The sequence below is a fragment of the Polyangium sp. 6x1 genome (genome assembly GCF_029946515.1).
GTDB lineage: Bacteria > Myxococcota_A > Polyangia > Polyangiales > Polyangiaceae > Polyangium.
Map to the genome: position 1 here is coordinate 64179 of NZ_JARZHH010000032.1, position 24684 is coordinate 88862.

The 24684-nt window shown below is 70.0% G+C and carries 23 protein-coding genes; 19 read left to right on the plus strand and 4 right to left on the minus strand.

Annotation, left to right across the window (positions count from 1 at the left end):
* The first annotated feature begins 86 nt into the window (after positions 1–86).
* The 7 genes from QHF85_RS27345 (at position 87) to rpiA (ending at position 4952) form a co-directional block, all read left to right on the plus strand.
* Positions 87–587 carry a Fur family transcriptional regulator gene (locus QHF85_RS27345; protein WP_281330270.1) on the plus strand — a complete coding sequence of 167 codons (501 nt, stop codon included), beginning with the start codon at positions 87–89 and terminating at the stop codon, positions 585–587.
* 55 nt (positions 588–642) lie between these two features.
* Positions 643–1065: a rubrerythrin family protein gene (locus QHF85_RS27350; protein WP_281330271.1), complete on the plus strand. Its 423-nt coding sequence runs from the start codon at positions 643–645 to the stop codon at positions 1063–1065.
* Between the two features lie 118 nt (positions 1066–1183).
* Positions 1184–2566, plus strand: coding sequence for a heterodisulfide reductase-related iron-sulfur binding cluster (locus QHF85_RS27355; RefSeq protein ID WP_281330272.1), 1383 nt, complete (start codon positions 1184–1186; stop codon positions 2564–2566).
* A 20-nt stretch (positions 2567–2586) separates the two neighbouring features.
* Positions 2587–3162, plus strand: a complete 576-nt coding sequence (locus tag QHF85_RS27360; protein WP_281330273.1) for a DUF3501 family protein — start codon at positions 2587–2589, stop codon at positions 3160–3162.
* Positions 3163–3166: 4 nt separating this feature from the next.
* Positions 3167–3592: a thioesterase family protein gene (locus tag QHF85_RS27365; protein ID WP_281330274.1), complete on the plus strand. Its 426-nt coding sequence runs from the start codon at positions 3167–3169 to the stop codon at positions 3590–3592.
* Positions 3589–4263 (plus strand): phospholipase D family protein, encoded by a 675-nt coding sequence (locus QHF85_RS27370; RefSeq protein WP_281330275.1) that lies wholly within the window; start codon positions 3589–3591, stop codon positions 4261–4263. The genes QHF85_RS27365 and QHF85_RS27370 overlap by 4 nt, the downstream gene beginning before the upstream one ends.
* On the plus strand, positions 4260–4952 hold the full coding sequence (gene rpiA / locus QHF85_RS27375; RefSeq protein WP_281330276.1) for a ribose-5-phosphate isomerase RpiA: 693 nt from the start codon (positions 4260–4262) through the stop codon (positions 4950–4952). The genes QHF85_RS27370 and rpiA overlap by 4 nt, the downstream gene beginning before the upstream one ends.
* Here rpiA and argH read toward each other — a convergent pair.
* Complete coding sequence (gene argH, locus QHF85_RS27380) at positions 4936–6234, minus strand: argininosuccinate lyase (RefSeq protein ID WP_281330277.1); 1299 nt, start codon at positions 6232–6234, stop codon at positions 4936–4938. The two genes, rpiA and argH, sit on opposite strands and share 17 nt — an antisense overlap.
* Entirely contained in the window at positions 6231–7193 is a 963-nt protein-coding gene (locus tag QHF85_RS27385; protein ID WP_281330278.1) for a hypothetical protein, read from the minus strand. Before QHF85_RS27385 ends, argH begins: the two co-directional genes overlap by 4 nt.
* A 102-nt stretch (positions 7194–7295) precedes the next feature.
* On the opposite strand from QHF85_RS27385, the gene fni reads away from it, so the two are divergent.
* The 8 genes from fni to trpA all read left to right on the plus strand — a co-directional run bounded on the left by fni (position 7296) and on the right by trpA (position 16201).
* On the plus strand, positions 7296–8393 hold the full coding sequence (gene fni / locus QHF85_RS27390) for a type 2 isopentenyl-diphosphate Delta-isomerase (RefSeq protein WP_281330279.1): 1098 nt from the start codon (positions 7296–7298) through the stop codon (positions 8391–8393).
* Positions 8394–8477: 84 nt separating this feature from the next.
* A complete protein-coding gene (locus QHF85_RS27395; RefSeq protein WP_281330280.1) occupies positions 8478–9332 on the plus strand; it encodes a GAF domain-containing protein in 855 nt (284 codons plus the stop codon).
* Positions 9333–9335: 3 nt separating this feature from the next.
* Positions 9336–9713, plus strand: coding sequence for a response regulator (locus tag QHF85_RS27400; RefSeq protein ID WP_136928355.1), 378 nt, complete (start codon positions 9336–9338; stop codon positions 9711–9713).
* A complete protein-coding gene (locus QHF85_RS27405; protein WP_281330281.1) occupies positions 9710–10381 on the plus strand; it encodes a phosphoribosylanthranilate isomerase in 672 nt (223 codons plus the stop codon). Before QHF85_RS27400 ends, QHF85_RS27405 begins: the two co-directional genes overlap by 4 nt.
* A 43-nt stretch (positions 10382–10424) precedes the next feature.
* A complete protein-coding gene (locus tag QHF85_RS27410) occupies positions 10425–11837 on the plus strand; it encodes a hypothetical protein (protein ID WP_281330282.1) in 1413 nt (470 codons plus the stop codon).
* A 138-nt stretch (positions 11838–11975) separates the two neighbouring features.
* Positions 11976–14078 carry a M13 family metallopeptidase gene (locus QHF85_RS27415; protein WP_281330283.1) on the plus strand — a complete coding sequence of 701 codons (2103 nt, stop codon included), beginning with the start codon at positions 11976–11978 and terminating at the stop codon, positions 14076–14078.
* 84 nt (positions 14079–14162) lie between these two features.
* Positions 14163–15365 carry a tryptophan synthase subunit beta gene (gene trpB / locus QHF85_RS27420; RefSeq protein ID WP_281330284.1) on the plus strand — a complete coding sequence of 401 codons (1203 nt, stop codon included), beginning with the start codon at positions 14163–14165 and terminating at the stop codon, positions 15363–15365.
* Complete coding sequence (gene trpA, locus QHF85_RS27425) at positions 15365–16201, plus strand: tryptophan synthase subunit alpha (protein WP_281330285.1); 837 nt, start codon at positions 15365–15367, stop codon at positions 16199–16201. Before trpB ends, trpA begins: the two co-directional genes overlap by 1 nt.
* A gap of 7 nt (positions 16202–16208) precedes the next feature.
* Here the strand turns inward: trpA and QHF85_RS27430 are convergent, their stop codons facing one another.
* The gene (locus QHF85_RS27430) at positions 16209–17138 is read right to left on the minus strand and encodes a GGDEF domain-containing protein (protein ID WP_281330286.1); all 930 of its coding nucleotides are present in this window, start codon (positions 17136–17138) and stop codon (positions 16209–16211) included.
* Between the two features lie 137 nt (positions 17139–17275).
* Complete coding sequence (locus QHF85_RS27435; protein WP_281330287.1) at positions 17276–17941, minus strand: metallophosphoesterase family protein; 666 nt, start codon at positions 17939–17941, stop codon at positions 17276–17278.
* A gap of 170 nt (positions 17942–18111) precedes the next feature.
* Here QHF85_RS27435 and glnE point away from each other — a divergent pair, with 170 nt between their 5' ends.
* The 4 genes from glnE (at position 18112) to QHF85_RS27455 (ending at position 24675) form a co-directional block, all read left to right on the plus strand.
* Entirely contained in the window at positions 18112–21087 is a 2976-nt protein-coding gene (gene glnE / locus QHF85_RS27440) for a bifunctional [glutamate--ammonia ligase]-adenylyl-L-tyrosine phosphorylase/[glutamate--ammonia-ligase] adenylyltransferase (RefSeq protein WP_281330288.1), read from the plus strand.
* Positions 21088–21312: 225 nt separating this feature from the next.
* Entirely contained in the window at positions 21313–21915 is a 603-nt protein-coding gene (locus QHF85_RS27445) for an NfeD family protein (protein WP_281330289.1), read from the plus strand.
* 73 nt (positions 21916–21988) lie between these two features.
* Positions 21989–23356 (plus strand): flotillin family protein, encoded by a 1368-nt coding sequence (locus tag QHF85_RS27450; protein ID WP_281330290.1) that lies wholly within the window; start codon positions 21989–21991, stop codon positions 23354–23356.
* Positions 23353–24675 carry a flotillin family protein gene (locus QHF85_RS27455; RefSeq protein WP_281330291.1) on the plus strand — a complete coding sequence of 441 codons (1323 nt, stop codon included), beginning with the start codon at positions 23353–23355 and terminating at the stop codon, positions 24673–24675. The genes QHF85_RS27450 and QHF85_RS27455 overlap by 4 nt, the downstream gene beginning before the upstream one ends.
* Positions 24676–24684: the final 9 nt, after the last annotated feature.

Below are 24684 nucleotides of genomic sequence, written 5' to 3' on the forward strand. Positions count from 1 at the left end.
GAAGGACCATCACGCAGGGAACTGTAGGGATTTTCCTCAACTCGGGAGCCCTTGCAGCTGAGAAAGATTCTAAGTATCCACCGGACGTGCCGAACGCGTGCCCCGAGGCCGAAGCACGTTTCGCCGAGACGCTGGCGCGGGTCCGGGCCTCCGGCCTCAAGCTGACGCCGCAACGGCTGGCCATCGCGCGCGAGCTCGCGGGCGACCCGACGCACCCCACGGCCCAGGAGCTCTTCGAACGGCTCCGCCCCGCGATGCCGACGATGAGCTTCGCGACCGTGTACAACACGCTCGACGCGCTCGCGGAGGCCGGGCTCTGCGTGTCGTTGAGCCTGTCGCCAGGCGCGGCGCGCTTCGACGCGAACATGACGCCGCACAACCACGCGGTGTGTGATCGCTGCGGCCTCGTGCGCGACGTGCCCTCGTGCGCGGACGGCGAGCCGATCGCAGAGCTCGGTCCCAGCGTGAGCGCGGCCGCGCCGGGGTTCTCCCTGCGCGCCGTGGAGCGCATCTACCGCGGGCTGTGCGAGGCCTGCGCCGCGGACGAGCCCACGTCGGGCCGGGCGCGCGCGGGCAAACCACGCTAGTTTCACCACGCAGTTGCTCCCCATCGTTGGAAGTACGAAGGAGACGAGATCACCCATGGCGAACCTCGCAGGAACCAGAACCCACCAGAACCTGAAGGACGCGTTTGCCGGCGAGTCGCAGGCGAACCGCCGTTATCTCTACTTCGCCAAGGTCGCGGACGTGGAGGGGCGCCCCGAGATCGCGGGCCTCTTCAAGGACACGGCCGACGGCGAGACGGGCCACGCGCACGGCCACCTCGACTACCTGAAGGCGGTCGGCGATCCCGCCACGGGCCTGCCGATCGGCAACACGGAGAAGAACCTCAAGGCCTCCGTCGCCGGTGAGACGCACGAGTACGAGACGATGTACCCCGGCATGGCGAAGACGGCCCGCGACGAGGGCTTCGACGACATCGCCGAGTGGTTCGAGACGCTCGCGAAGGCCGAGAAGTCGCACGCGGGCCGCTTCGCGAAGGCCCTCGATTCGCTCGACTTCTGAGCTGATCGAGCGCGCCGCGCGGCGCGCGGGCGAGCGGCAAACGCTGCTCTCCCGCGCGCCAGCCGCGGAAACACGCGCCCTCCCCTTTGCCCGGACGAACCGGAGACGAGATCAAGCCGTGAGCGTCATCCCTCGCAAGCCCAAGGCCCCGCCGGCAACGAGCCCGCACGATCCGCGTTACTACGACGCGCGGGATCTCGAAGCGGAGCTGCGCCGCGCGTTCCAGATCTGTCACGAGTGCCGCATGTGCGTCGGCTACTGCGGTTCGTTCCCGGAGCTGTTCAACCGCGTCGACAAGGCGATCGAGTCGGGCCGCGCCGAGGGCGCAGAGCTCATCGACGACGCGGACATCAAGGCCGTCAGCGACGCCTGCTGGCAGTGCAAGCTCTGTTATATCAAGTGCCCGTACACGCCCGACGAGGGCTCGTCGGAGCTGCTCGATTTCCCGCGGCTGATGGCCCGCGAGCGAGCGAACCGCGCCGCGCGGGATGGGATCGCGTTCGTCGACAAGATCCTCGGCGAGCCGCAGGCGATCGGCGCCGTGGGCGGCGGCGTGATGGCGCCGATCTCGAACCTCGTGCTGGCGTCGAGCCTCGTGCGCAAGGTGCAGGAGAAGGTGACGGGCATCTCGGCGGAGTTCCCGCTGCCGCCGATGGCAGGGCAGACGTTCGGCGCGTGGCTCGAGGGGCACGAGCCCTCCGAGAAGGCGGGGAAAAACGGCGAGGTCGTGCTCTTCGCGACCTGCTACGGCGAGTACAACGTGCCGAGCGTGGCGCGCGCGACGGTGCGCGTGCTCGAGCACAACGGCGTGCGCGTGCGGTATCCCGGCGTGGGCGAGGATCGCGGCGCGAGCCTGACCTGCTGCGGGATGCCGAACCTCGACGGCGGCGACGTGAAGGCCGCGACCGAGAAGATCAAGCACAACGTGGAGCTGCTCCTGCCGCACGTGCGCGCGGGCCGATCGATCGTCGTGCCCGGACCGACGTGCGGCTACACGATGAAGAAGGAGTGGGCGGAGTACCTGCCGACGCCGGAGGCGAAGGAGGTCGCGGCGGCGACGATCGACCTCATGGAGTTCCTGGTGAAGCTCGGCCGCGAGAAGAAGCTCGTGCGCGAGTTCCCGCAGAAGCTCGGCAAGGTCGCGTATCACGCGGCCTGCCACCTGCGCGCGCAGAAGGTCGGGTTTCCCGGCGCGCGCGTGCTCGGCGTCGTGCCCGACACGGACGTGCGCGTGATCGAGCAGTGCTCGGCCGTCGACGGGACGTGGGGCATGAAGGCGGCGAACTACGAGACGGGGCGCCGCTACGCGCAGAAGCTCGTGCGCGGCGTGTCGGACGCGGAGCCGGACATGGTCGTGAGCGACTGCACGCTGGCAGGGCTCCGCGTGGTGAAGGAGACGGGCAAGCACGTTCTCCACCCGATCGAGGCGCTCGCGCGGGCCTACGGGCTCTTGTCCGCCGAGGGCGCCGAACCCACGACGACGAAGGCGGAACGGGCCTGATCCCGGAGGATGGAAGAGCGATGCGACCGATCGATCGGAGCGAGATCCTGCCCCTCGGCGACTACGAGCAGATCCGGGCGAGGTTCCGGGCGCGCGTCATCGAGGAGAAGCGGCCGCGCCGGGTGAAGCTCGGCGAACAGATGTCGGCGGTGTTCGAGAACCGAGACTCGGTGCTCTTGCAGATCCAGGAGATGCTGCGCACCGAGCGCATCACGAGCGAGAGCGGCATCGCGCACGAGGTCGTGACGTACAACGAGCTGATCCCGTCCCAGGGCGAGCTCAGCCTGACCTTGTTCGTGGAGATCCCGGACGCCGTGATCCGCGACCGCATGCTGATCGAGCTGAAGGGCCTCGAAGGCTGCGTGAGCGTGGAGGTCGACGGCGTGCGCGCGCCCGCGACGAGTGATCCGAAGGGCGTGATGCCGGACCGGACGACGGCCGTGCACTACTTCAAGGTGAAGCTCTCCGAAGCGGCGATCGCGTCGATCCGCGGCAAGACGGCGAAGGTCGCGGTGCGCGTGGATCACCCGAAGTACGTCGTGCGGAACGAGCTCGGGCCCGCGTCGATCACGAAGCTCGCCGAGGATCTCGCGTGAAGCCATGATCCCCTTCGTGCGGCCGATCAAGTTCGAGGAGGTCGACGCGGCGGGGATCGTCTTCTTCGGGCACTACCTCGGCCTCGCCCACGAGGCGATGGAGCACTTTTTCGCGGGGCTCGACGGCGGATATGCGCACCTCATCGTGAAGCGGCGCGTGGGTTTTCCCGCGGTGAAGGTGAACATGTCGTTCAGCGCGCCCGCGCGGTACGGTGACGTGCTCCGGATCGAGACGAGCACGGCGCATCTCGGCAACCGGAGCGCGACGCTCAGGTACCGGATGCTGCGCGAAGCGGGGGCTGTGCTCGTCGCGACGGTGGAGCACACGATCGTCACGACGAACCTCGACGTGATGGCATCGTGCCCGATGCCGGACGACGTGCGGTCGATCCTCGCCGCGCATCTCTCCATCGAGGCCACGTCGCCTTGAGCCTCGGCGGCCGGCGCGTCGAGCTGCGCCTGCTCCGGGATCGCGCGCACTACGACGTGCTCGTGCAGCGCGTGCTCGCGTCGGCGCGGGTGAGCGTGTGGATCGCGACGGCGAACGTGAAGGAGCTGCGCGTGGAGGCGCCCGTGGGATCGAGGGCACGCGCGCGGGGAAAATACGTGTCGCTGCTGGAGGTGCTGAGGGGCCTCGCGCGGAGCGGCGTCGAGCTGCGGCTGCTTCACGCGGGCGTGCCGTCACGCGCGTTCCGCGAGGAGCTCGCGCGGCACGACGACCTGCGCGCAGGCGGGCTCGCGATGCGCCGTTGCCCGCGCGTGCACCTCAAGATGATCGCGGTCGACGGCGCGGCGCTTTACCTCGGGTCGGCAAACCTGACGGGCGCCGGGCTCGGCGCGAAGGGCGAAGGGCGGCGCAACTTCGAGGCGGGGATCCTGACGGACGACGACGTGCTGCTCGACGAGATGCAGGAGACGTTCGATCGGATCTGGTCCGGGAGAGAGTGCAAAGGCTGCAGGGTCCGCGACGTTTGCCCGGCGCCGCTCGATGGGTCGGGAGGCGGCGCGAAGCCGAGCGTGAAGGCCCCGGCGAAGAAGGCCGCGGGAAAAGGTCGTTCGCGGTTGCCGCGCGCGCCACGATCGAGCAAGGGCGGGGCATGACGATGTCTCAGGGTCCGGATCCGGTCGCGCTCGATCGGGTGGCGCTCGCGGCGCTCGCGCACGTGGCGGATGGAATGACGCTCGGCCTCGGCACGGGCCGCGCCGCGGAGGCGTTCATCGATCGCCTCGCCGAGCGGGTGCGCCGGGGGCTCCGCGTGCGGGGCGTGCCGACCTCGAAGCGGTCGGAGGAGCTCGCGAAGAAGCTCCAGATCGAGTGCGTCGGGCTCGACGAGATCGACGGGATCGACGTGGCGTTCGACGGCGCGGACGAGGTGACGCCGGATCTCGCGCTCACGAAGGGCCTTGGCGGCGCGCTCCTGCGCGAGCGCGTGGTCGCGTACGAGGCCGAGCGGCTCGTGATTCTGGTGACGCCGGAGAAGCTCGTTCCGAAGCTCGGAACGAGGACGGCGATCCCGATCGAGGTGGTGCCGTTCGCGGTGGCCACGGCGTCGCGGCACCTCAAAAACCTCGGCGGAGAGCCCGTCGTGCGCAAGAAGGCGGACGGTTTTCCCTTCGTGACCGACAACATGAACTGGATCGTCGACACGCGCTTCGCGGCGCTCGACGATCCCGCGCGTACGCACGCCGAGGCGCGGCGCATCCCCGGCGTCGTCGACACGGGGCTCTTCATCGAGATGGCAGACGTGGTGCTGGTGGGCGGCGCGGACGCGGTCACCGAGATGCGCTGAACGAGGCGAGGCGCGCTTCGAGGAGATCGAGGCGCAGATCGCCCGGCGCACCCGGCGAGACACGCGCGGCGAGGCTCGCCGGCGCGTCGCCCTGGGCGAGCCCTTTGATCTCGTCGGCGACGCGGCGATACGCCTCGCGGAAGGGGACGCCGGAGGCGGCGAGCTCGACGGCTCGGTCCGTGGCGAAGCACTCGGGCGTGATCGCGGCGAGCATTCGTTCGTGGTCAAAACGAAGGCCCTCGACGAGGCGCGGCAGGAGGCGGACCGTGGCGAGCGTCTCGTCGAGGCCACGCAGCACGGGCGACTTCGTGAGCTGCAGATCGCGGTGGTAGCCGGACGGGAGCGCGACGAGGGTCTGCACCTCGGCGAGCGCGCCTTGCACGATGGAGCAGGCGGCCCGCATGAGCTCGACGACGTCGGGGTTGCGCTTCTGCGGCATGATCGACGAGCCCGTGGTGAACGCGTCGGGGAGGCGCACGAAGCCGAACTCGCTCGTCGTGAAGAGGGAGAGGTCCCAGGCGAGCCTGCGGACGATCGCCATGACCTGCCACGCAGCGGCGAGCAGCGTGGCCTCGACGATGCCGCGTGAGGTCTGCGAGCCGAGCGGGTTCCACGCGACGTCGGAGAAACCGAGCTCGCGCGCCACGCCTTCGCGATCGAGCGGGAGGTTCACGCCGTAGCCGGCGGCGGCGCCGAGCGCGGAGCGATCGGTGAGCGCGCGCGCGGCGCGGACGATGGTGACCGCGTCGAGCAGGCCTTCGGCGAAGGAGCCGGCCCAGAGGCCCACCGAGCTCGGCACGGCGCGCTGGAGGTGCGTGTAGCCGGGCAGCGGTGTCTTCTCCTCGCGACGCGCGAGCGCGACGAGCGCGGAGGAAGCGGCGAGGACGAGCGCTTCGAGCTCGTCCATCGCGTCGCGCTCGTAGAGGCGCATCGCCACGAGGACCTGATCGTTGCGGCTGCGGCCCGTGTGGACCTTCTTGCCGGTGTCGCCGAGCATCGAGACGAGCGCGGACTCGATCGCGGTGTGGCCGTCCTCGTCGGCCTCGGTGAGCACGAGCTCGCCGGCGTCGTTCCTGCGGACGAGCTCGGCGAGCGCGCGCTCCATGGCGTCGAGCTCGCCCTCCGAGAGGACGCCGATGCGACGGAGGCCGCGCACGTGCGCGCGCGTGGCCACGAGGTCGTAGGCGAGCAGGCGTTGATCGAGCTTCCAGTCGTCGCGAGAGGTGTAACGGAGCATGGCGGCGTCGGTGGCGCCGCCTTTGTCCCAGAGTCGTCCGCTCATTGTCCTTCCAGGGTCTCGTCCACGAGCGCGCGGAGCTCGGCGAGCTTCTTGGCGCGTTCGGGATCAACAGTCTTCTTCGGCGTGGTGGCGCGCATCGATCGTTCGAGCTCGGAGAGCGTCTCCTCGGCCGTGGGCGCGCGCTTGCTGCGGCCGAAGCCGAAGAGGCGCGACATCCATCCCTCGGCTTGATCGAGGACGAACGCGTCGCTGCGGATCCCGTCCGGATCCTCGCGCAGCCGGCGCACGACGGCCGCGTTCGCGCGCGCCCACGTCTCGGACTCCGCGAAGCGCTCGCGCGGGACGGGATCGAGGTGGCGCGTCGCGACCCTGCCGTCCGTGCCGAAGAGCTTGCAGAACATCGCGAGCGCGAGCGTGAGCTCGTTCGTGGCGAGGCGCGTCGCGGAGTGGATCTTCGCGCCGCCGCAGCCCTTCACCACGACGTGCGAACCATTGGCGAGCAGGACGCCGAAGCCGAGCAGCACGCCCGCGAGATCCGTGACGTGCTCACGCTCGGCCGCGGAGAGCCCGTCGTACGCGTCGGCCTCGGTCATGAACATGCACGCCACGGAGCGGACGAGGGCCGTCGTGAGGACGACGGGATCACGCACCTCGCCCGTGCCCACGGCGACGACGTAGGAGCCGTCGGGACGGCGACCGACGCGATCGAGGCGCGCCTCGATCTTGCCGCCGGGTCCACAAGCGCCGCTGCCGCAGCCCGTGCTCATCGTCTCGCCTTCGGGCGTGACGAGCGTGAGCTCGACCGTGAGATCCGAGAGGCCCGCGAGCGCTTGCACGCGCTCGAGGAGCTTCGCCACCGCGTTCGGCGATCCGTCGAAGGCATCGGGGAAATAATCCGCGGTGGGGAGCACCAGGCTACGCACGGGCTCGGCGCCTTGCTCGATCAGGGCCGCGGCGCGATGGAGGAGCCAGCGGACCCTCGGTTCGGCGGGTAGATCCATGCGAACAGTCTAGTGCGTGCGCGGCGCCGCGTCGAAAGCGTAGGGGCTTCTTTCCCTTGATTCGTGGACCGCTAAGCCTCATGGAGGGGGCGGACGGATCGAATGACCGAACTCCAGACAGTCCCGCCGCAGGGCTCTTCGATTTCCTCGCGCAAGGCCGACCACATCGACCTGTGCGCCACGGGTGACGTGGGTTTCCGCGCGAAGACGACGCTGTTCGAGGGCGTCGAGCTCGTGCACGACGCGCTGCCCGAGCTCGTGGTCGACGAGATCGACACGTCGATCGAGCTGCTCGGCAAGAAGCTGCGCGCGCCGCTCGTGATCGCGGCGATGACGGGCGGCACCGAGCGCGCGCGGGACATCAACCGGGAGCTCGCGCGGATCGCCGAGGAGCGCGGTTATGGCTTCGGCCTCGGCAGCCAGCGCGCGATCCTGAAGGGCGAGCCCCGCGAGACGTACATGGTGCGGGACGTGGCGCCGACGACGCTCGTGCTCGGCAACATCGGCGGCGTGCAGGCCAAGAGCCTCGAGACCTCGAAGGTGCTCGAGCTCGTCGAGGCCGTGAGCGCCGACGCGCTCTGCGTGCACCTGAACCCGGCGCAGGAGACCGTGCAGCCGGGCGGGGATCGAGATTTCGTGGGCGTGGTCGGGGCGCTTGAGCGGCTCGTCGCGGAGCTCCCCGTGCCGGTCGTGGCGAAGGAGACGGGCTGCGGGATCGGGCCGCGCACCGCGAAGAAGCTCGCGAAGGCGGGCGTGCGGCACGTCGATGTGTCGGGCGCGGGCGGCACGAGCTGGGTCGCGGTGGAGACGGCGCGCGCCGCGGGGCAAGAGCGTTCGCTCGGCGTGACGCTGCGGGACTGGGGCGTGCCGACGGCGGCTTCGGTGCTGATCACCCGCGAGGCGCGGCCGCGGTTCAAGAGCATCATCGCGACCGGCGGCGTCGCGAGCGGCGTCGACGTCGCGAAGGCGATCGCGCTCGGCGCGCATGCGGCGGGGATTGCTCGACCGGTCTTGCAAGCGCTTCTTTCGGGGGGCCGGGATGGTGCGCTCGCCTTCCTCGACCGGGTGGAGTCCGAGCTCCGCGCCGTCATGCTTTTGGTGGGCGCACGGGACGTACGGGCCCTTCGGCGCGCGCCCACCCTTCTTTCCCCGGATCTCGAGCGCTGGGCGGCCCTCGCCTCCGGCGGCTGGAAGAAATGAGCTTGGCCCGGCCATCTTAAGGGGCCTTCCTGCCGGCGAGCCGGGCGTGCTACCGTCCGGGTCGCTGGAGATCCCAGGGAGACGATGAGCGACAACGAAGGGCGATCCAAGACGCCCAGCGACCAGCCTCCGGAAGACCTGAAAAGGGAGCGGGATTTGTTCATCCAGCAGTTCTTCCGCAAGGGCGCTCAGTTGACCGAAGAGGTCCTGAAGGAGAACGAGCGTCTGCGCGACCGGCTCTCGGAGCTCGAGAACGAGAACGGCAGGCTCCGCTCGCACATCGCCAGCGACACGGCGATGCGGGATCTCGTGCGGAAGATCGAGGCGCTCGAGGGCGAGAAGAACGCGCTGCTCCAGCGCTCGGTGGCGATGGAGGCGGTGAGCGATCGCTACACCTCGCGCCATCAGGAAGTGGAGTCCGAGCTCGCGAGCCTCGCGAACCTCTACGTCGCGACCTCGCAGCTCCACTCCTCGACGAACGTTCGCCACGTGCTCCGCAACATCAAGGAGCTTTTGGCGCAGCTGCTCGGCGCGGCTCGGTTCGGTGTCTACATCGCCTCGGACGACAAGAAAGAGCTCGTGGCGGTGGCGACGGAAGGCCAGAGCTTCGCCGACATCGCGACCCTACCGGTGGACGAGGGCCCGATCGGACGGGCTTTTTCCACCGGCAAGCTGTACTACGACGCCGAGAACGATGTCTCGAAGGGCACGGTCGAGAGCCCCGCGGCGGTGGTACCGCTGCTCATCGATGGCCAGCCCATCGGCGTCATCGCCATCTTCGGGACGCTTTCCCAAAAGACGGCCTTCGACGACCAGGACGGTGAGCTGTTCCGGCTCCTGGGCGCGCAGGCCGCCCTCGCGCTCGTCAGCGCGCGGCTGTTCACCGATGCAGGTCGCAAGGTGCCTGGTGTACAGGCGTTCCTCGACCTGGAGGACTGATCGATGGCCGAGTACTCCTGCCTGATTGTCGAAGATTCGCCCATGATGCGGCAGCTCTTGGTCTTCGCGCTCGCGCGGCTCAAGAACCTGCGCGTCACGGAGGCGGACGACGGCGTCGATGGCCTGCGCAAGCTCGCCTCGACGAAGTACGACGTCATCATCACCGACATCAACATGCCGATCATGGACGGGCTGAAGCTCGTCAAGCGTGTCCGGTCGGATCCGGTGCACAAGGACACGCCGATCATCATCATCACCACCGAAGGCTCGCAGGAAGACCGGCAACGCGCGCTCCAGCTCGGCGCGAACGCGTACATCACCAAGCCCATCCAGGCGCCTCAGGTGATCGCCAAGGTCAAAGAGCTCCTCGGCATCGAGTGAACCGAACGCCCCCGGCTCTTCACGTCAAGATCTGCGGTTTTACGCGGATCGAGGACGTGGAGGCCGCCGTCTCCGCGGGCGCCGACATGCTCGGCCTCAACTTCGTCCCAGGATCACCACGTCGTATCGACGTGCCGCTCGCGCGCGCGCTCGTGGGCGCGGCGCGCGGTCGCGTGGAGATCGTCGGCGTCGTGGCCGATCTCGATCCCCAGCGCATCGAGGCGCTCGTCGCCGAGGTCGGGCTCGACCGGGTGCAGCTCCATGGAGACGAGCCGCCCGAGGTGCTGGGCACACTCGGGCCGCGCGCGTTCAAGGCGCTGCGCATCGGCGGCGCCGAGGACGTCGCGCTCGCGGCGCGGTACGGCGGTGACCTCCTGCTCGTCGACGCGCGTGTCCCGGGGCAGAAGGGGGGCACGGGCGTGCGCGTCGATCCCGCGCTCGTCGTCGAGCTCTCGCGCGCGCGTCGCGTCCTGCTCGCGGGCGGGCTCGGGCCCGACAACGTCGCCGAGGCGGTGCGCGTCGTGCAGCCCTTTGGTGTCGACGTCGCGAGCGGTGTCGAGTACGCGCCCGGGCTCAAGGACGAACGCAAGATGCGCGCGTTCGTCGACGAAGCCCGGCGTGCCACGCAGGACGCCGCGCGAGCGGCGGACAGCGCGGACGACGCCTGAAGAGGAGGTCTTGGTGATGATGCGGAGAGGTTCGAGGGGACTCTTGGGGGTTCTCGTCGCGGCGCCGTGCGTGCTCGCGGCGACGACGGTGTCGGCTGCGACGTTGACCGTGGGTCCGGGCAAGACGCACGCGACGCCCTGCGCGGCGATCGCGGCGGCGAGCGACGGCGATACCATCGAGATCGACGCGGCCGGCAACTACGACGGCGATGTCTGCGGCTGGTCGAAGAACGGGCTCACGTTGCGTGGCGTGGGTGGGCTCGCGAAGATCGACGCGGCGGGGAAAAACTCGGGCGGCAAGGCGATCTGGGTCATCGCGGGGAACGACACCGTCGTCGAGAACATCGAGCTCTCGGGCGCCACGGTCCCGGATCAGAACGGCGCGGGCATCCGCCAGGAGGGCGCAAACCTCACGGTCCGCGGCTGCTACTTCCACGACAACGAGAACGGCATCCTCGCGGGCAACAACGCAGCGAGCACGATCCTCATCGAGTACACGGAGTTCGCGAACAACGGCTACGGCGACGGCCAGTCGCACAACCTCTACATCAACCACGTCGCCAAGCTGGTCTTCCAGTACAACTACTCGCACGCCGCGAAGATCGGCCACCTGCTGAAGACCCGCGCGCTCGAGAACCACGTCCTCTACAACCGCCTCACGGAGGAGGACGGGACGGGCAGCTACGAGATCGACATCTCGAACGGCGGCCGGACGTTCATCATCGGCAACCTCATCCAGCAGGGGCCGAACACGGACAACAGCTCGCTCGTCGGTTATTGCCTCGAGTCGAACGGGGCGAACCCGATCACCGAGCTCTTCGTCGTGAACAACACGTTCGTCAACGAGCGCCCGAACGGCGGCACGTTCCTCAACATCGGCTCGAACGCCGTCCCGGCGGTCGTCCGGAACAACATCTTCGTCGGGCCGGGGACGCTGACGAACCAGGGCAACGCGAGCCTCGGGACGAACTTCCAGGGCGATCCCATGTTCGTCGATCAGGCCGCGTTCGACTACCGGCTGAAGGAAGGTTCGCCCTGCGTGGACAAGGGCGAGGCGCCCGGGATGGGCGGCGGAAACGATTTGACCCCCAAGTTTCATTACGTGCACCCGGCCGACGCCGTGGGGCGCATGACGGTCGGCACGATCGACATCGGCGCCTACGAGCTCAACGGCGATGGAGGCGCGGGCGGGAGCGGAGGCGCCGGCGGCAGCGGCGGCGCCGGCGGGAGCGGCGGCAGCGGCGGAGGCGCTGGCGGAAGCGGAGCTGCCGGCGGAAGTGGAGGCGCGGGTGGGAGCGATGGTGGCGGCACGGACGGCGGCGACGACGGGAGCTGCGGGTGCCGGGTCGTCGGCGGCGGGAGCGATGCGTCCTTCGGCTGGATCGCGGGCGTCGTGATCGGCGCGGCCGTCGCGGCGCGCAGGGGTCGTCGGCGCGTAGAAATTTCGCGTCGCTGATCGCGGTCTCGATCACGCCCCTCCACGTCCTCTCCTGTTCACGCGCTCTCGCGGGTTCACATGGGCTCCGGCGCGACGTCCATCGTTGCGACATGCGCGGTTCGTCCTAGGATGCCGCTCCCCCGACCGGAGACTCGTATGCGCACGCTTTCCCTCGCCTTCGCCTCCGTGGCGATGTCCCTCCTCGCTGGGTGTGGCTCGGCCAAGCCCGAGCCGATCACCAACACCGCGGGCCCCGTGCCCACCGTCGCTCCCCCCGCCGACAAGGGGCCGCCGGCCGTCGAAGCCACGCTGGAGAGCGTCGGCCTCGACGGCGCCGCGCTCGACAAGTCCGTCAATCCTTGCACCGACTTCTACCAGTTCGCCTGCGGCGGCTGGCTCAAGTCGACGGAGATCCCCTCGGACGAGGCGTCCTGGGTGCGGAGCTTCAGCGAGATCGACAAGCGCAACGAGCTCGCGCTGAAGACGATCCTCGAGGACGCGGGCAAGGCGAAGAACCCCGATCCGACGACGAAGAAGATCGGCGACTACTACGCCGCGTGCATGGATGAGGCGGCCGTGGACGCCGCGGGCATCACGCCGATCAAGCCGCTCGTGGATCGTGCGCGGAAAGTTTCATCGGCGAAGGACGTGACCACGCTGGTCACCGACCTGCATGGCAAGGGAATCTTCCCGCTGTTCTGGATCTCGGGCGAGCAGGATCCCGGGGACGCGACGCGCGTCATCGCCACGCTCGATCAAGGCGGGCTCGGCCTGCCGGATCGCGACTACTACACGAAGGACGACGACGACTCGAAGAAGCTGCGTGCCGAGTACGTGGCCCACGTCGAGCGGATGCTGAAGCTCGCGGGGCTCTCCGAGGCCGACGCGAAGAAGGCCGCGGCGGACGTGCTCGCGCTCGAGACCAACATCGCCAAGATCTCGAAGACGCGCGTGGAGCGCCGCGATCCGAAGGGCGTCTACAACATGGTGAGCCGCGAGGATCTCGCGAAGAAGGCGCCTTCGTTCCCCTGGGACGTGTACTTCAAGACGATCGGGATCTCGGACGTGAAGCAGGCGAACCTGACGTCGATCCCGTTCTTCGAGGGCCTCGACAAGCTGCTCGGGTCGGTGAAGGCCAGCGTCTGGCAGAACTACCTGACGTGGCAGATCGTGCGCGCGTCGGCCGACGAGCTGTCGAAGCCGTTCGTGGACGAGGCGTTCTCGTTTCGCGCCCGCCTTTTCGGCCTGAAGGAGCAGAAGCCGCGCTGGAAGCGGTGCGTCGAGGCCACCGATCACGCGCTCGGCGAGCTCGTCGCGCAGCCGTTCGTGTCGCGCCACTTCGCCGGGGATTCGAAGCGCGCGGCCGAGCAGATGGTGCAGCAGATCAGCACGGCCTTCGGGGGGCGCGTGCGCTCGCTCGACTGGATGGACGAGAAGACGAAGGAGCGCGCGCTCGCCAAGCTCTCGACGATGGCCTACCTCATCGGCTACCCGGGCAAGTGGCGTAGCTACGACTTCGAGGTCGACCGGAAGAGCTACGGGAAGAACGCGATGGCCGCGGGCGCGTTCGAGCAGAGGCGCAGGCTCGCCAAGATCGGCAAGCCCGTCGATCGCGAGGAGTGGCAGATGAGCCCTCCGATGGTGAACGCGTACTACGACGCGCAGAAGAACCACATGGTCTTCCCGGCCGGGATCCTGCAGCCGCCGTTCTACGACGTGAAGTCGGCGATCCAGGTGAACCTCGGCGGCATGGGCATGGTCGTGGGCCACGAGCTCACGCACGGCTTCGATGACGAGGGCTCGCAGTACGCGGGCAACGGCAACCTCGAGAACTGGTGGGAGCCCGCCGTCGGGGAGCTCTTCAAGAAGAAGACGACGTGCGTCGAGGAGCAGTACTCGACGTACGAGCCGCTGCCCGGCGTGAAGCTCAATGGCAAGCTCACGCTCGGCGAGAACATCGCGGATCTCGGCGGCATCAAGCTCGCGTTCATGGCGTACCGCGAGATGCGCAAGGGCGCGGCGAACGTGACCGTCGCAGGCGGTTTCACCGAGGATCAGCAGTTCTTCCTGGCGCACGCGCAGGCCTGGTGCGCGAAGAGCCGCGACGAGTACGCGCGGCACCACGCGAAGACGAACACGCACTCGGCGCCCCGGTTCCGCGTGAACGGTCCGCTCGTGAACACGCCCGAGTTCGCCCAGGCGTTCTCGTGCGCCGAGGGCACGCCGATGCGCCCGGCGAAGATGTGCGCGGTTTGGTGACCTCCGCGCCGCGGGGCTCGCTGCACCTCCGTTTCAGGAAGGACCTGCTCGCCCGGTAGCACGCGGGCGAGCAGGCTTCTCGCCGTGCTCGTCTCCGGGTATTTCGGACAGTTTGGAGGGCGCTTCGTCGCAGAGACGCTCGTGCCCGCGCTCGAGGAGCTCGATCGCGCTCGTCAGGAGATCCTGCCGTCGCCGTCGTTCCAGGCGGAGCTCCACGAGCTCTTGCGCAGCTACGTCGGGCGGCCGACGCCCCTGACGGAGGCGAAGCGGCTCGCGCGGCGGATCGATCCAGACGGAGGAGCGATCGCAGAGCTTCTGCTCAAGCGCGAGGACCTCTGTCACACGGGGGCGCACAAGATCAACAACGCGCTCGGCCAGCTCTTGCTCGCGAAGGCGATGGGCAAGACGCGGATCATCGCGGAGACGGGCGCGGGGCAGCACGGCGTGGCGACGGCGACGGCGGCGGCGCTCCTCGGTCTCCCGTGCGAGGTCTACCAGGGCGCGCTCGACATGGAGCGGCAAGCGCCGAACGTGGCGCGGATGCGGCTGCTCGGCGCGCGCGTGGTGCCGGTGGAGTCGGGGTCGCGGACGCTGAAGGACGCGATGAACGAGGCGCTACGCGACTGGGTGACGAACGTTCGGACCACGTACTACTGCGTGGGCAGCGCGGCGGGGCCGCATCCGTACCCCACGCTCGTCGCGTCGCTGCAGCGGATCATCGGCGACGAGGCGCGCGCTTCGTGCCTCGATCGCGGGGCGCTCCCGGACGCCGTCGTCGCGTGTGTGGGCGGCGGATCGAACGCGATCGGGATCTTCAAGGCGTTCGAGGGCGATACGAGCGTGTCGCTCTACGGCGTCGAGGCCGCAGGGCTCGGGCTCGACACGGACAAGCACGCGGCGACGCTCTCGCGCGGGCGCGTCGGCGTGCTGCACGGCGCGAAGACGTACGTGCTCTGCGACGACGCGGGGCAGGTGACCGAGGCGCACTCGGTGAGCGCGGGGCTCGATTATCCGGGCGTGGGGCCGGAGCACGCGCGCCTGCGCGACACGGGGCGCGCGACGTACGTCTCCGCGACGGACACGGAGGCGCTCGACGCGGCGCGCGAGGTGGCGCGCGCGGAGGGGATCGTGGTCGCGCTGGAGACGGCGCACGCGTTCGCGGCGATCGGACCCATCGCGCGGCGCGAGGCCGAGGCGCGAGGACGGCCGGCGCGGATCCTCGTTTGCCTCTCGGGTCGCGGCGACAAGGACCTGGACACGATCACGGCGTACGGCGGGGGGAAGTGATGCACCGGATCGATCAGCGCTTCGTCGAGCTCCGTCGCGCGGGCCGGAAGGCGCTCTGCGTGTACCTCTGCGTCGGGGATCCGTCGCTCGAAGCGTCGGGGTTTCTCGCGCTCGAGGCGATCGACGCGGGCGCGGACGTCCTCGAGCTCGGCGTGCCGTTCAGTGATCCCACGGCCGACGGCCCGACCCTCGCGCGCGCGGCGCAACGAGCGATCGCGGCGGGCGCGACGCTCGAACGCGTGCTCGAAGTGGCGTCGCGCGTGCGCGCTCGCTCGGAGGCGCCGCTCGTGCTGTTCACGTACTACAACCCCGTGCTCGTCGCGGGGGAGGCGAAGGTCGCGCGGCTCGCGCGAGGGGCCGGCGTGGACGCGCTTCTCGTCGTGGATCTGCCTCCCGAGGAGGCGGGGCCGCTCCGGGGTGCGTGCGCGTCCGAGGGCCTCGGCGTGGTGCCGCTCGTGTCGCCGACGAGCCACGCGGCGCGGATCGAGGCGATCCGGCGCGCTTCCACGCCGCTCGAAGGCGCGCCGCGCGCGTTCGTGTACTCGATCTCGATGACCGGCGTGACGGGGGCGAACCCGTCGGACCTCGCCGCGGCCGCGCGCGACGCCGAGGGGATGCGTCGCGCGTTCGACCGGCCCGTGCTCGTGGGCTTCGGCATCGACAGCGGCGCGAGCGCAAAGCTCGCGGCGGGTGAAGTGTCCGGCGGCGCGGATGGCGTCGTCGTCGGCACGGCGCTCGCGCGGCGCATCGAGCAGGCCGCGAGCGGCGACGAGCAGAGGCGCGCCGTCCGCACCTTCGTGAGCGAGCTCCGGCGCGCGCTCGACGAGCCTGCGTAGCCGCGGTTCAGCCTGTCCCGTGCTTCAGGAGGACGCGGTTCCTGCCCGTCCGCTTCGCCTGATAGAGCGCCTCGTCGGCGGCGGCGATGAGCTGCTCGGGCGTCTCCACCGGCAGATCCGGGCTCGCGGCGACGCCGACGCTGATCGTGATGGGGATGCGCGTCCCTTCGTGCTCGAACGGCGTGGTCTCCACGGCCGAGCGCAGCCGCTCGCCGAGGATGCCCGCGTTGCCGAGCGAGACGCCGCGGCAGATCACGCCGAACTCCTCGCCGCCGTAGCGCGCGAAGACGTCCTCGGTCCGCACCGTGTTCATCGTCAGCTTCGAGATCTTCGTGAGCACGTAGTCGCCGGCGAGGTGACCGTACGTGTCGTTCACGCGCTTGAAGTGGTCGACGTCGAACATCACGAGCGAGAGGGGCGCGCGGTGCCGCTTCGCGTAGGCGATCTCGGTCTCGAGGCGGCTCAGGAAATAGCGCTTGTTGAACGCCTTCGTCAGCCCGTCGCGCAGCGCCGCGTCGATCATCTGCTGCTGGAAGCTGACGTCGAGGTGGTCGTGGTAGGTGAACTTGAGGATCGTGGTCGATCCCAGGCGGATCTTGTCGCCGTCGCGCAGGATGCGCTGGCTGATGTTCTCGCCGTTCACCGAGGTGCCGTTCGAGCTGTTGAGGTCTTCGAGCACCACGTCGTTGCCGGCGCGGACGAGCCGCGCGTGCCTTCGCGAAATGCCGTCGTCGTTCAGACGCACCGTGGCGTTCGCCCCGCGGCCCAGGACGGTCTCCGGAAACTCGACCTCGAACATCTCGCCGACGTTCGAGCCGACGAGCACGATGAGATAGGCGCGATCACGCTGCGATCGAGCCCTGAGCTCGTCCTGGAGCTCCTTCACGTGGGCGACCCGCGTGGCTTCGATATCGTCGTCAGGCGGCCCGCTGTTCATGCTGCCAAACTACATCATAGCGCTGCACGCCGTCGCTTGGGAATGGCTACTGTGCAGGGCCAGGTGGTTTCTCGGGGTTCCAAGGGACGTAAAGAAAGCCAGCCGACTGGCCCGGCGAATCGTTCGCCGCTCCCTCCCTACGCCGCCTTCCCGAGAGGGACGGCGATCTGCTCGACCTCGACGCCGGCGATGCTCGTTTCGAGCAGCGTGACGTCGGCGTGCGAAAAGCCTTGCCCCGCGCCCTCGCCGCCCGGGGCTTCGCCGACGCTGCCCACGTTCACGATGCGTACGCCCTGCACCATGCGATCAAAAGGCACGTGCGAGCCGCCGCAGACGATCACGTCGGCCGGATCGTCGCCGAGCAGGGCCGCCATCTCCTCGTCCGTCATGTCGTGGCAGAACGGCTCGAACGGATCGACCGGGGAGCCGTGGACGAGCAAAAGCTCGCTGCCGTCTTCGAGGTTCATCCGATGGGTCGTCGGGAGCCTGCCGAGCCGCGCGAGGATGAGCTCGCCGAGCTCGGTGCGCACCCCGGAGAGGCGCTCGAGCCGCGAGCGCTCGTGGGGGCTCTTCGGGACGACCTTGCTGATGTCGAGCGTCGCGAGCGCGCGATCGCCGGTGCCCTGGACGAGGATGGCCTGGATCTGCGTGAGCCGACGCCACGTCTCGAGCGGATCGGGGCCGGGGAAGCAGAGGTCCCCGGCGACGAGGATCTTCGAGTAGCCGCGACGCTCGGCCACCGCGAGCACGGCGGAGAGCGCATCCGCGCGTCCATGGATGTCCGAGAGGCAGAGGAGACGCACGTCGCGGAGCATAGGAGGTGGGCGGAGCCTCGCCAAGGCGCATCGGAGCCGAGGGTAGGGAGATCCGTGAACACGTCCGCCCCGCCTGCTCGGGCGGGTCCGAGGGAGGAAAAAACGTGGATCCGCGAGCATGAAAAGAGAGAGGGGCGCTGCTACGTTGCGGCCTTCCGATGCTCCGGCGCTCCCGGCTCCACGCCCTCGCGCAGCGGATCGATCGGCCGCGCGCCGAGATCTACGCGACGCGTTTCGCCGAGCGGATCGAGCCCGGCACGGTCGGCTTCGCCCTCGCCGTGCTGCTCGCGAGCGCCTATCCGGCCCTCGCGCCCGCGCTCGAAGCGTCGCCCGAGATCGTCGCGACGATCGCCGCCGAGGGGCACCAGGCCGCGCGGGATCGCGCAGGCCTTCAGGCGCGGCTCCGGGCGCGGCTCGGGGACGGTGACGACGGCGAGCGGGTGTCGCGGGAGCTTCGGAGGTTCGCGCGGGAAGAGCGGATCCGCGTCGCGCTGCGTGAGCTCTTGCCGCCTTCGCTCGGGGGCGCGGACGTGGACGTCACGTCGCAAGAGATCGCGCTGCTCGCGGAGGTGACGATCGACGCGGCGGTCAAGGACGCGGTTACGCAGCTCTCCGCGCGGTTCGGCCCGCCGCGGCGCGACAGCGGCGCGCCCGCGCGCTTCGTGGTGCTCGGCATGGGCAAGCTCGGCGGGGGCGAGCTCAACGTGGGATCCGACGTCGATCTCGTGTTCTTCTACGACACGGACGAGGGCGGGTGCACGCAAGGCGGCAGCGAGACGTTGCCGCTGCACGACTTCTGGACGCGGGTCGCGCGGCGCGTGACGGCGACGCTGGAGGACGTGACCGAAGGCGGCTTCGTGTGGCGCGTGGATCTGCGCCTGCGGCCCGAGGGGCGGAGCGGGCCGCTCGTCAACTCGCTCGCCGCGGCCGAGCGGTACTACGAGTCGTTCGGGCGGACGTGGGAGCGCGCGGCGCTCGTGCGCGCGCGGCCCATCGCGGGAGATCTCGACTTCGGTGACGAGGTGCTCGCTGCGCTCGAGCCCTTCGTGTGGCGGAGGCGCGTCGATCCGACGATCGCCGTCGAGATGACGAAGCTCGTGCAGCGCGCGAGGACCGAGCTGTCACGGGAGCCGGGGCGGGATCTGAAGCTCGGTTCGGGCGGCATTCGCGAGGCGGAGTTTTTCGTGCAGACGCTCCTCCTCGTCTGGGGCGGGCGCGAGGCGCGCCTCCGCGTGAAGGGCACGCTCGACGGCCTGCGGCGCCTGCGCGCGGCCGGGTTCGTGACGGATCGCGAGGCGCGCGAGATCGCCGAGGCGTACCTCGCGCTCCGCCGCGCCGAGCACGCCGTGCAGCTCGCGACGGGCCAGCAGACGCACGTGTGGCCCGCGGACCCTGAGTCCGCAGGCAGGCTCGCGCGGGCGCTCGGCTTCGCGTCGGCCGAGGCGTTCGAGGTCGACCTCGCGAAGCACCTCGGCCGCGTGGAAGCGCGCTTCCGCTCGCTCGTGCCCGACGGCGCGCCCGCGCCCTCCCGCTGGGCCGAGGCCCTCGCCGCGCTCGACGACGGCGACGCCGCGGCGTTCGAAGCGGCCTTCCGCCGCGTCGCGCAGCTCTCCTTGCCCGCCGCGACGCCCGAGGCGCCGGACGCGCTCGAAGCGGTGGAGCGCGGGGGCGACGTCGCGCGCGACCTCTTCGATCTCTCGCGCCGCCCGGACGCGGTGCTCGGCGCGCGCAGCCGCGAGGCTTATCCGCGGCTCGGCGAGGCGGTCCTCGATGCCGTGGCCGACGCGGCCGATCCGGAGCAGGCCGCGCGCACGCTGCGCCGGCTCTTCGCGCGGCTCCGTCATCCCGGTGTGTACCTGCGTTTCCTCGGGGACGAGCCGCGCCTCGTGCGCAGGCTCGTCGAGGCCATCGGGGGCAGCGCGTTCCTCGCCGAGGCGCTCGTGCAGCACCCGGAGCACGGCGATCGCATCCTGTTCGCGCGCACCGTCCCGACGCCCGCGTCCGCGCGCGCGGAGCTCGACCAGGCCAAGCGCGAGGCCGCAGCGGGGGACGAGGATCCCGACGAGCAGCTCGTCGGCGCGCTCCGCCAGGCGAAGGCGCGCGTCGTGATCGACGTCGGGCTCGCCGACCTCGCGAGCGAGCTCGGACCACGCGAGGTCGGGTACGTGCTCTCGGCGCTCGCGGATGCTTCGCTCGAAGCGGCGACGCGGCACGCGCTCGGCACGCCGGAGGGCGAGCCCGTGCGAGGCCTCTCGGTCCTCGCCGTCGGTACGCTCGGCGGCCGCGAGATCGGCTACGGCTCGGATCTCGACGTCCTCTTCCTCTTCGATCCGGAGAAGGCACCGGCCGGCGCGGATCCCGACGCGTTCTTCGCTCGCTCGGCGCGGCGCGTGATCCGCCTGATCTCGATCCTGCACCCGGCCGGGCCCGGCTACGAGCTCGACACGCGCCTCCGGCCGTCGGGCAACCAGGGCTTGCTCGTCACGTCGATCGACGCGTTCGCGCGGTACCACGCGAAGGGGCCGGACACGCCGCACGTCGAGGCTGCGGCCTGGGAGCGCCTCGCGCTCTTGCGGGCGCGCGCCGTGGCGGGCGACGTCGAGCTCGGGGCGCGGGCGATCGAGATCGCGCACGCCGCGGCCTATGCGATGCCGGGGGATCCCGCGCAGGGCGCCGAGGAGCTCCGCCGGCTCCGGGGCCGCATGGAGCAGGAGCTCTCGCTGGAGCGACGCGGCCGGTACGATCTCAAGCTCGGGCGCGGTGGGCTCTTCGAGCTCGAGCTCTGCGTGCAGTTCTTGCAGATGCTCAGCGGCGCGGATCCGGGCGTCCGCACGACGGAGACGGCCCTCGCGATCGAGGCGCTCGCGGCGTCGGGCAAGCTCTCGCCGGAGCAGGCCGAGGCGCTGCGGGACGGGTATGCGTTCCTGCGCAAGCTCGGCGGCCGCATCCGCATCGTGCACGCCGACGCGTCGCACCTGCTCGAAGAGAGCGCGCCGGGCCTGTGGCCGCTCGCGCGCCGGATGGGCATCCGTGATCGGCCGGGCGCGCAGGCCGCCGGGGAGCTGCTCGCGCGGTACCGGGAGGTCACGGGGCGCGTGCGCGAGGTCTACGAGGCCGTGCTGCGCGGGAGCTGAGGCGCCCGGTCGCCGATCCGTATCGTTCGGATCGCCTCCCTGGAGCCCGGGTTGCCGATCCGTATCGTTCGGATCGCCTCCCTGGAGCCACGGTTGCCGATCCGTATCGTTCGGATCGCCTTCCTGGAGCCCGGGTTGCCGATCCGTATCGTTCGGATCGCCTCCCTGGAGCCCGGGTTGCCGATCCGTATCGTTCGGCCCTTCGGTCGCGATACTCTCTCGTCGATGGGCCTCGTCTACCTCTTCTCCCTGGTCGTGGGCTTGGGCATCTTGCTCGTGCAGATCGTCTCGGGGGGCAAAGGAGACGCCGACGCGGGGGACGCGCACGACGGTGATGCCGGCGGCAAGGAGCTCGCGAAGGACTTCTCCGGCAAGGCGCTCGCCACGACACCCGCGGGCACCGGAGCGAGCGACATCCTTGCGTTTTTTCTCTCGCTGCGTTTCTGGGTCTTCACGCTGCTCGGCTTCGGCATGTCGGGCTCGCTCCTGCACCTCTTCGCGCTCGCGGGTCCCGTCGTGATCTTCGTGCTCGCGGCGACCTCCGGTCTCTCGTCGGGCCTCTTCGCGCAGCTCGCATTTCGTTTCGTGGCCCAAGGATCGGCGTCGACGTCGGCGGACGTCACGCGCGCCGGTGGCTCGGTCGGGCGCGTGCTCGTGCCCGTCGGCAAGGACAAGGTCGGCAAGATTCGTATCGTCTTGAAGGGTCAGAGCGTCGACCTGCTCGCCCGGAGCGACGGCGAGGAGATCGCGCGCGGCGACCATGTTCTCGTGGAGGATGTGGAAGGCGACGTGGCGCGCGTGTCGCGGCGTCCCTCCGAGCTCGCTTGAGCTCGTAGGAAATCGGGCGATCGCGTGTTCAATCACGCAGCGGGCACAGCGTGTTGCCTGCTACGCTCGTCGGATGGGGTACCATCTTCTCGGCAGTGTCCTCTTCGCGTCGATCGACGCGCAGCGGCGCACGCGCCCTTCCACCGACGTGGCCTCGGGCGCGGGGACGCCCGACCTCGATCAAGCCGTCTTCGTGCTGCTCGCTGCGGGCGGCATCATCCTGCTCTTCGGGATTTTCGTGGCGGTCCTCCGGCAGTTCTTGTTCATCTGCCGACCGAACGAGATCCTGGTCTTCAGCGGCCGCAAGCACGTCCTGCCCGACGGCACCGTGAGCGGTTACAAGATTCTGCACGGCGGCCGCGGCTTCCGCGTGCCCTTCCTCGAGAGCGTGGCCCGCATGGACATGCGGCTCTTCCCCGTCGAGGTCCAGGTGCACAACGCCTACTCGAAGGGCGGCATCCCGCTCAGCGTGCACGCGATCGCCAACGTGAAGATCGCGAGCAACGACACGGCCGTGCGAAACGCCGTCGAGCGCTTCCTCGGCACCACGCCCACGCAGATCTCCATCGCGGCCCAGCAGACACTCGAAGGCGTCCTGCGCGAGGTCATCTCGCAGCTCACGCCCGAGGAGGTGAACGAGGACCGGCTCAAGTTCGCCGAGACGCTCGTGGAGAACGCGCGTGACGACTTCGACAAACTCGGCCTCGAGCTCGACGTGCTCAAGGTCCAGCACGTCTCTGACGATCAGCACTACCTCGCGAACCTCGGCCGCGGCCGGATCGCGACCATGCTGCGCGACGCGGCGAACGCCGAGAACGCGGCGAACCAGGCCGTGGCCGAGGCGCAGGCGGCCGCGCGGCAGGCGGCCGAGACGGCGGCGAAGCGCGCCGAGACCGTGATCGTGCAGAGCCGCAACAACTACCGCGCCGAGAGCGCGAAGCTCGAAGCCGAGGCGAAGCAGATCGAGAACGAGGCCGAGATCGCGGCCGAGACCGAGCGCGCCGTGGCCGAGCAGGAGCTGCAGGCCTTGCGCGCCGAGCTCGAAAAACTCCGCCTGAACTGTGACGTCATCCTGCCGGCCGAGGCGAACCGCAAGGCGCAGGAGCTCAAGGCGCGCGGCGAGGCGGCGCCCACGGTGGAGAACGGCAAGGCGACGGCCGAGGCGCTCCGCCTCGTGGCGCAGGAGTGGGCGGCCGCGGGGCAACTCGCGAAGGACGCGTACGTGCTCCAGCAGCTCCGGCAGCTCGTCACGGCCGCGGCGGCGCGCGTGGCGCAGACGCAGATCGGTGAGGTCAACGTCGTTGCGGGCAACGACGTCGAGGCGTTCAGCTCGCTCGTCGCGGCGTACCCCGCCGCGGTCACGCGTGTCCTTCAGGAGACGGGCCGCGCGATGGGCATCGACATCCAGCAGATCCTCGGATCGCACGGGAGGGCTTCGTGATCCCGATCATCATGGTCCTCGGCCTCACCGCGTTCGTCGTGGTGGGCTTCGTCATCTACACGCTGAAGAACCTCCTGCTCGTGAGCTCGCCGAACGAGGTCCTCGTCCTCTCGGGCGGGTCGCATCAGGTGGGCTCGCGCGAGGTCGGTTATCGCTCCGTGCGCGGCGGTCGCGCCGTGCGCATCCCGCTGCTCGAGCGCGTCGACCGCATGGATCTCAACAACATCCCGGTCGACATCTCCGTGAAGGGCGCCTACTCGAAGGGCGGCATCCCGCTCAACGTGCAGGGCGTCGCGCACGTAAAACTGCCGGGTGAGGAGCCGCGGCTCTCGAACGCGGTCGAGCGTTTCCTCGGCAAGTCGCGCGACGAGATCGCGGCGATCGCGCGCGAGACGCTCGAAGGCAACGTCCGCGGCGTGCTCGCGCAGCTCACGCCCGAGCAGGTCAACATGGACAAGACCGCGTTCGCGGACAAACTGCTCGAAGAGGCCGAGCACGACATGCAGCGCATGGGTCTCGTGCTCGACACGCTGAAGATCCAGAACGTCGCCGACGACGCGAACTACCTGAACTCGATCGGCCGCATGCGCGGCGCGAGCGTGCGCATGGACGCGAGCATCGTCGAGGCCAGGACGCAGGCCGAATCGGCCGAGCAGAAGGCCGAGAACTGGGCGAAGAGCGAGGTCGCCAAGATCGACGCGGACCTCGCGATCGCGCGCCAGGAGACGGAGAAGCGCATCAAGGACGCGATGAGCCGCCGCGAGGCCATGATCCAGGAAGCGCGCGGCCAGGTCCTCGCGCAGATCGCGCAGGTCAAGGCGGAGATCAACCGCCAGAAGGCCCGCGCGCTCCAGGTCGAGCGACAGCTCCTCGCCGACGTGATCCAGCCGCACGACGCCGAGCGGCGCAACCTCGAGGAGCAGGCGCGCGGCGACGCAGCGAAGATCATCGAGCTCGGCAAGGCCGAGGCCGAGGCGCTGCACCGCATCGTCGACGAGATCCGCAAGGCAGGGCCGGGCGCGCTCGAGATCCTCGCGCTCCAGCAGATGATGCCGCTCCTGCCGCACATCGCGGGCGCCCGCACGCCGACGAAGATCGGCACGCTCTCGGTGCTCCCGTCGGGCGACGACGGCTCGCTCGCGCGCAAGGCGATTGCCATGACCGAGCAGATCCGCGCGGCCACGGGGCTCGATCTGACGGACGTCGCGCGCCGCCTCGGCACGAGCGCGCCTGCGCCTGCGCTCGCGGCCCCGCCCGCGCCGCCTCAGCAGGTCCCGTCGCGGAGCACGCCTCCGCCGGCCCGCACGCCGCGCGCCTGACCTCACCCA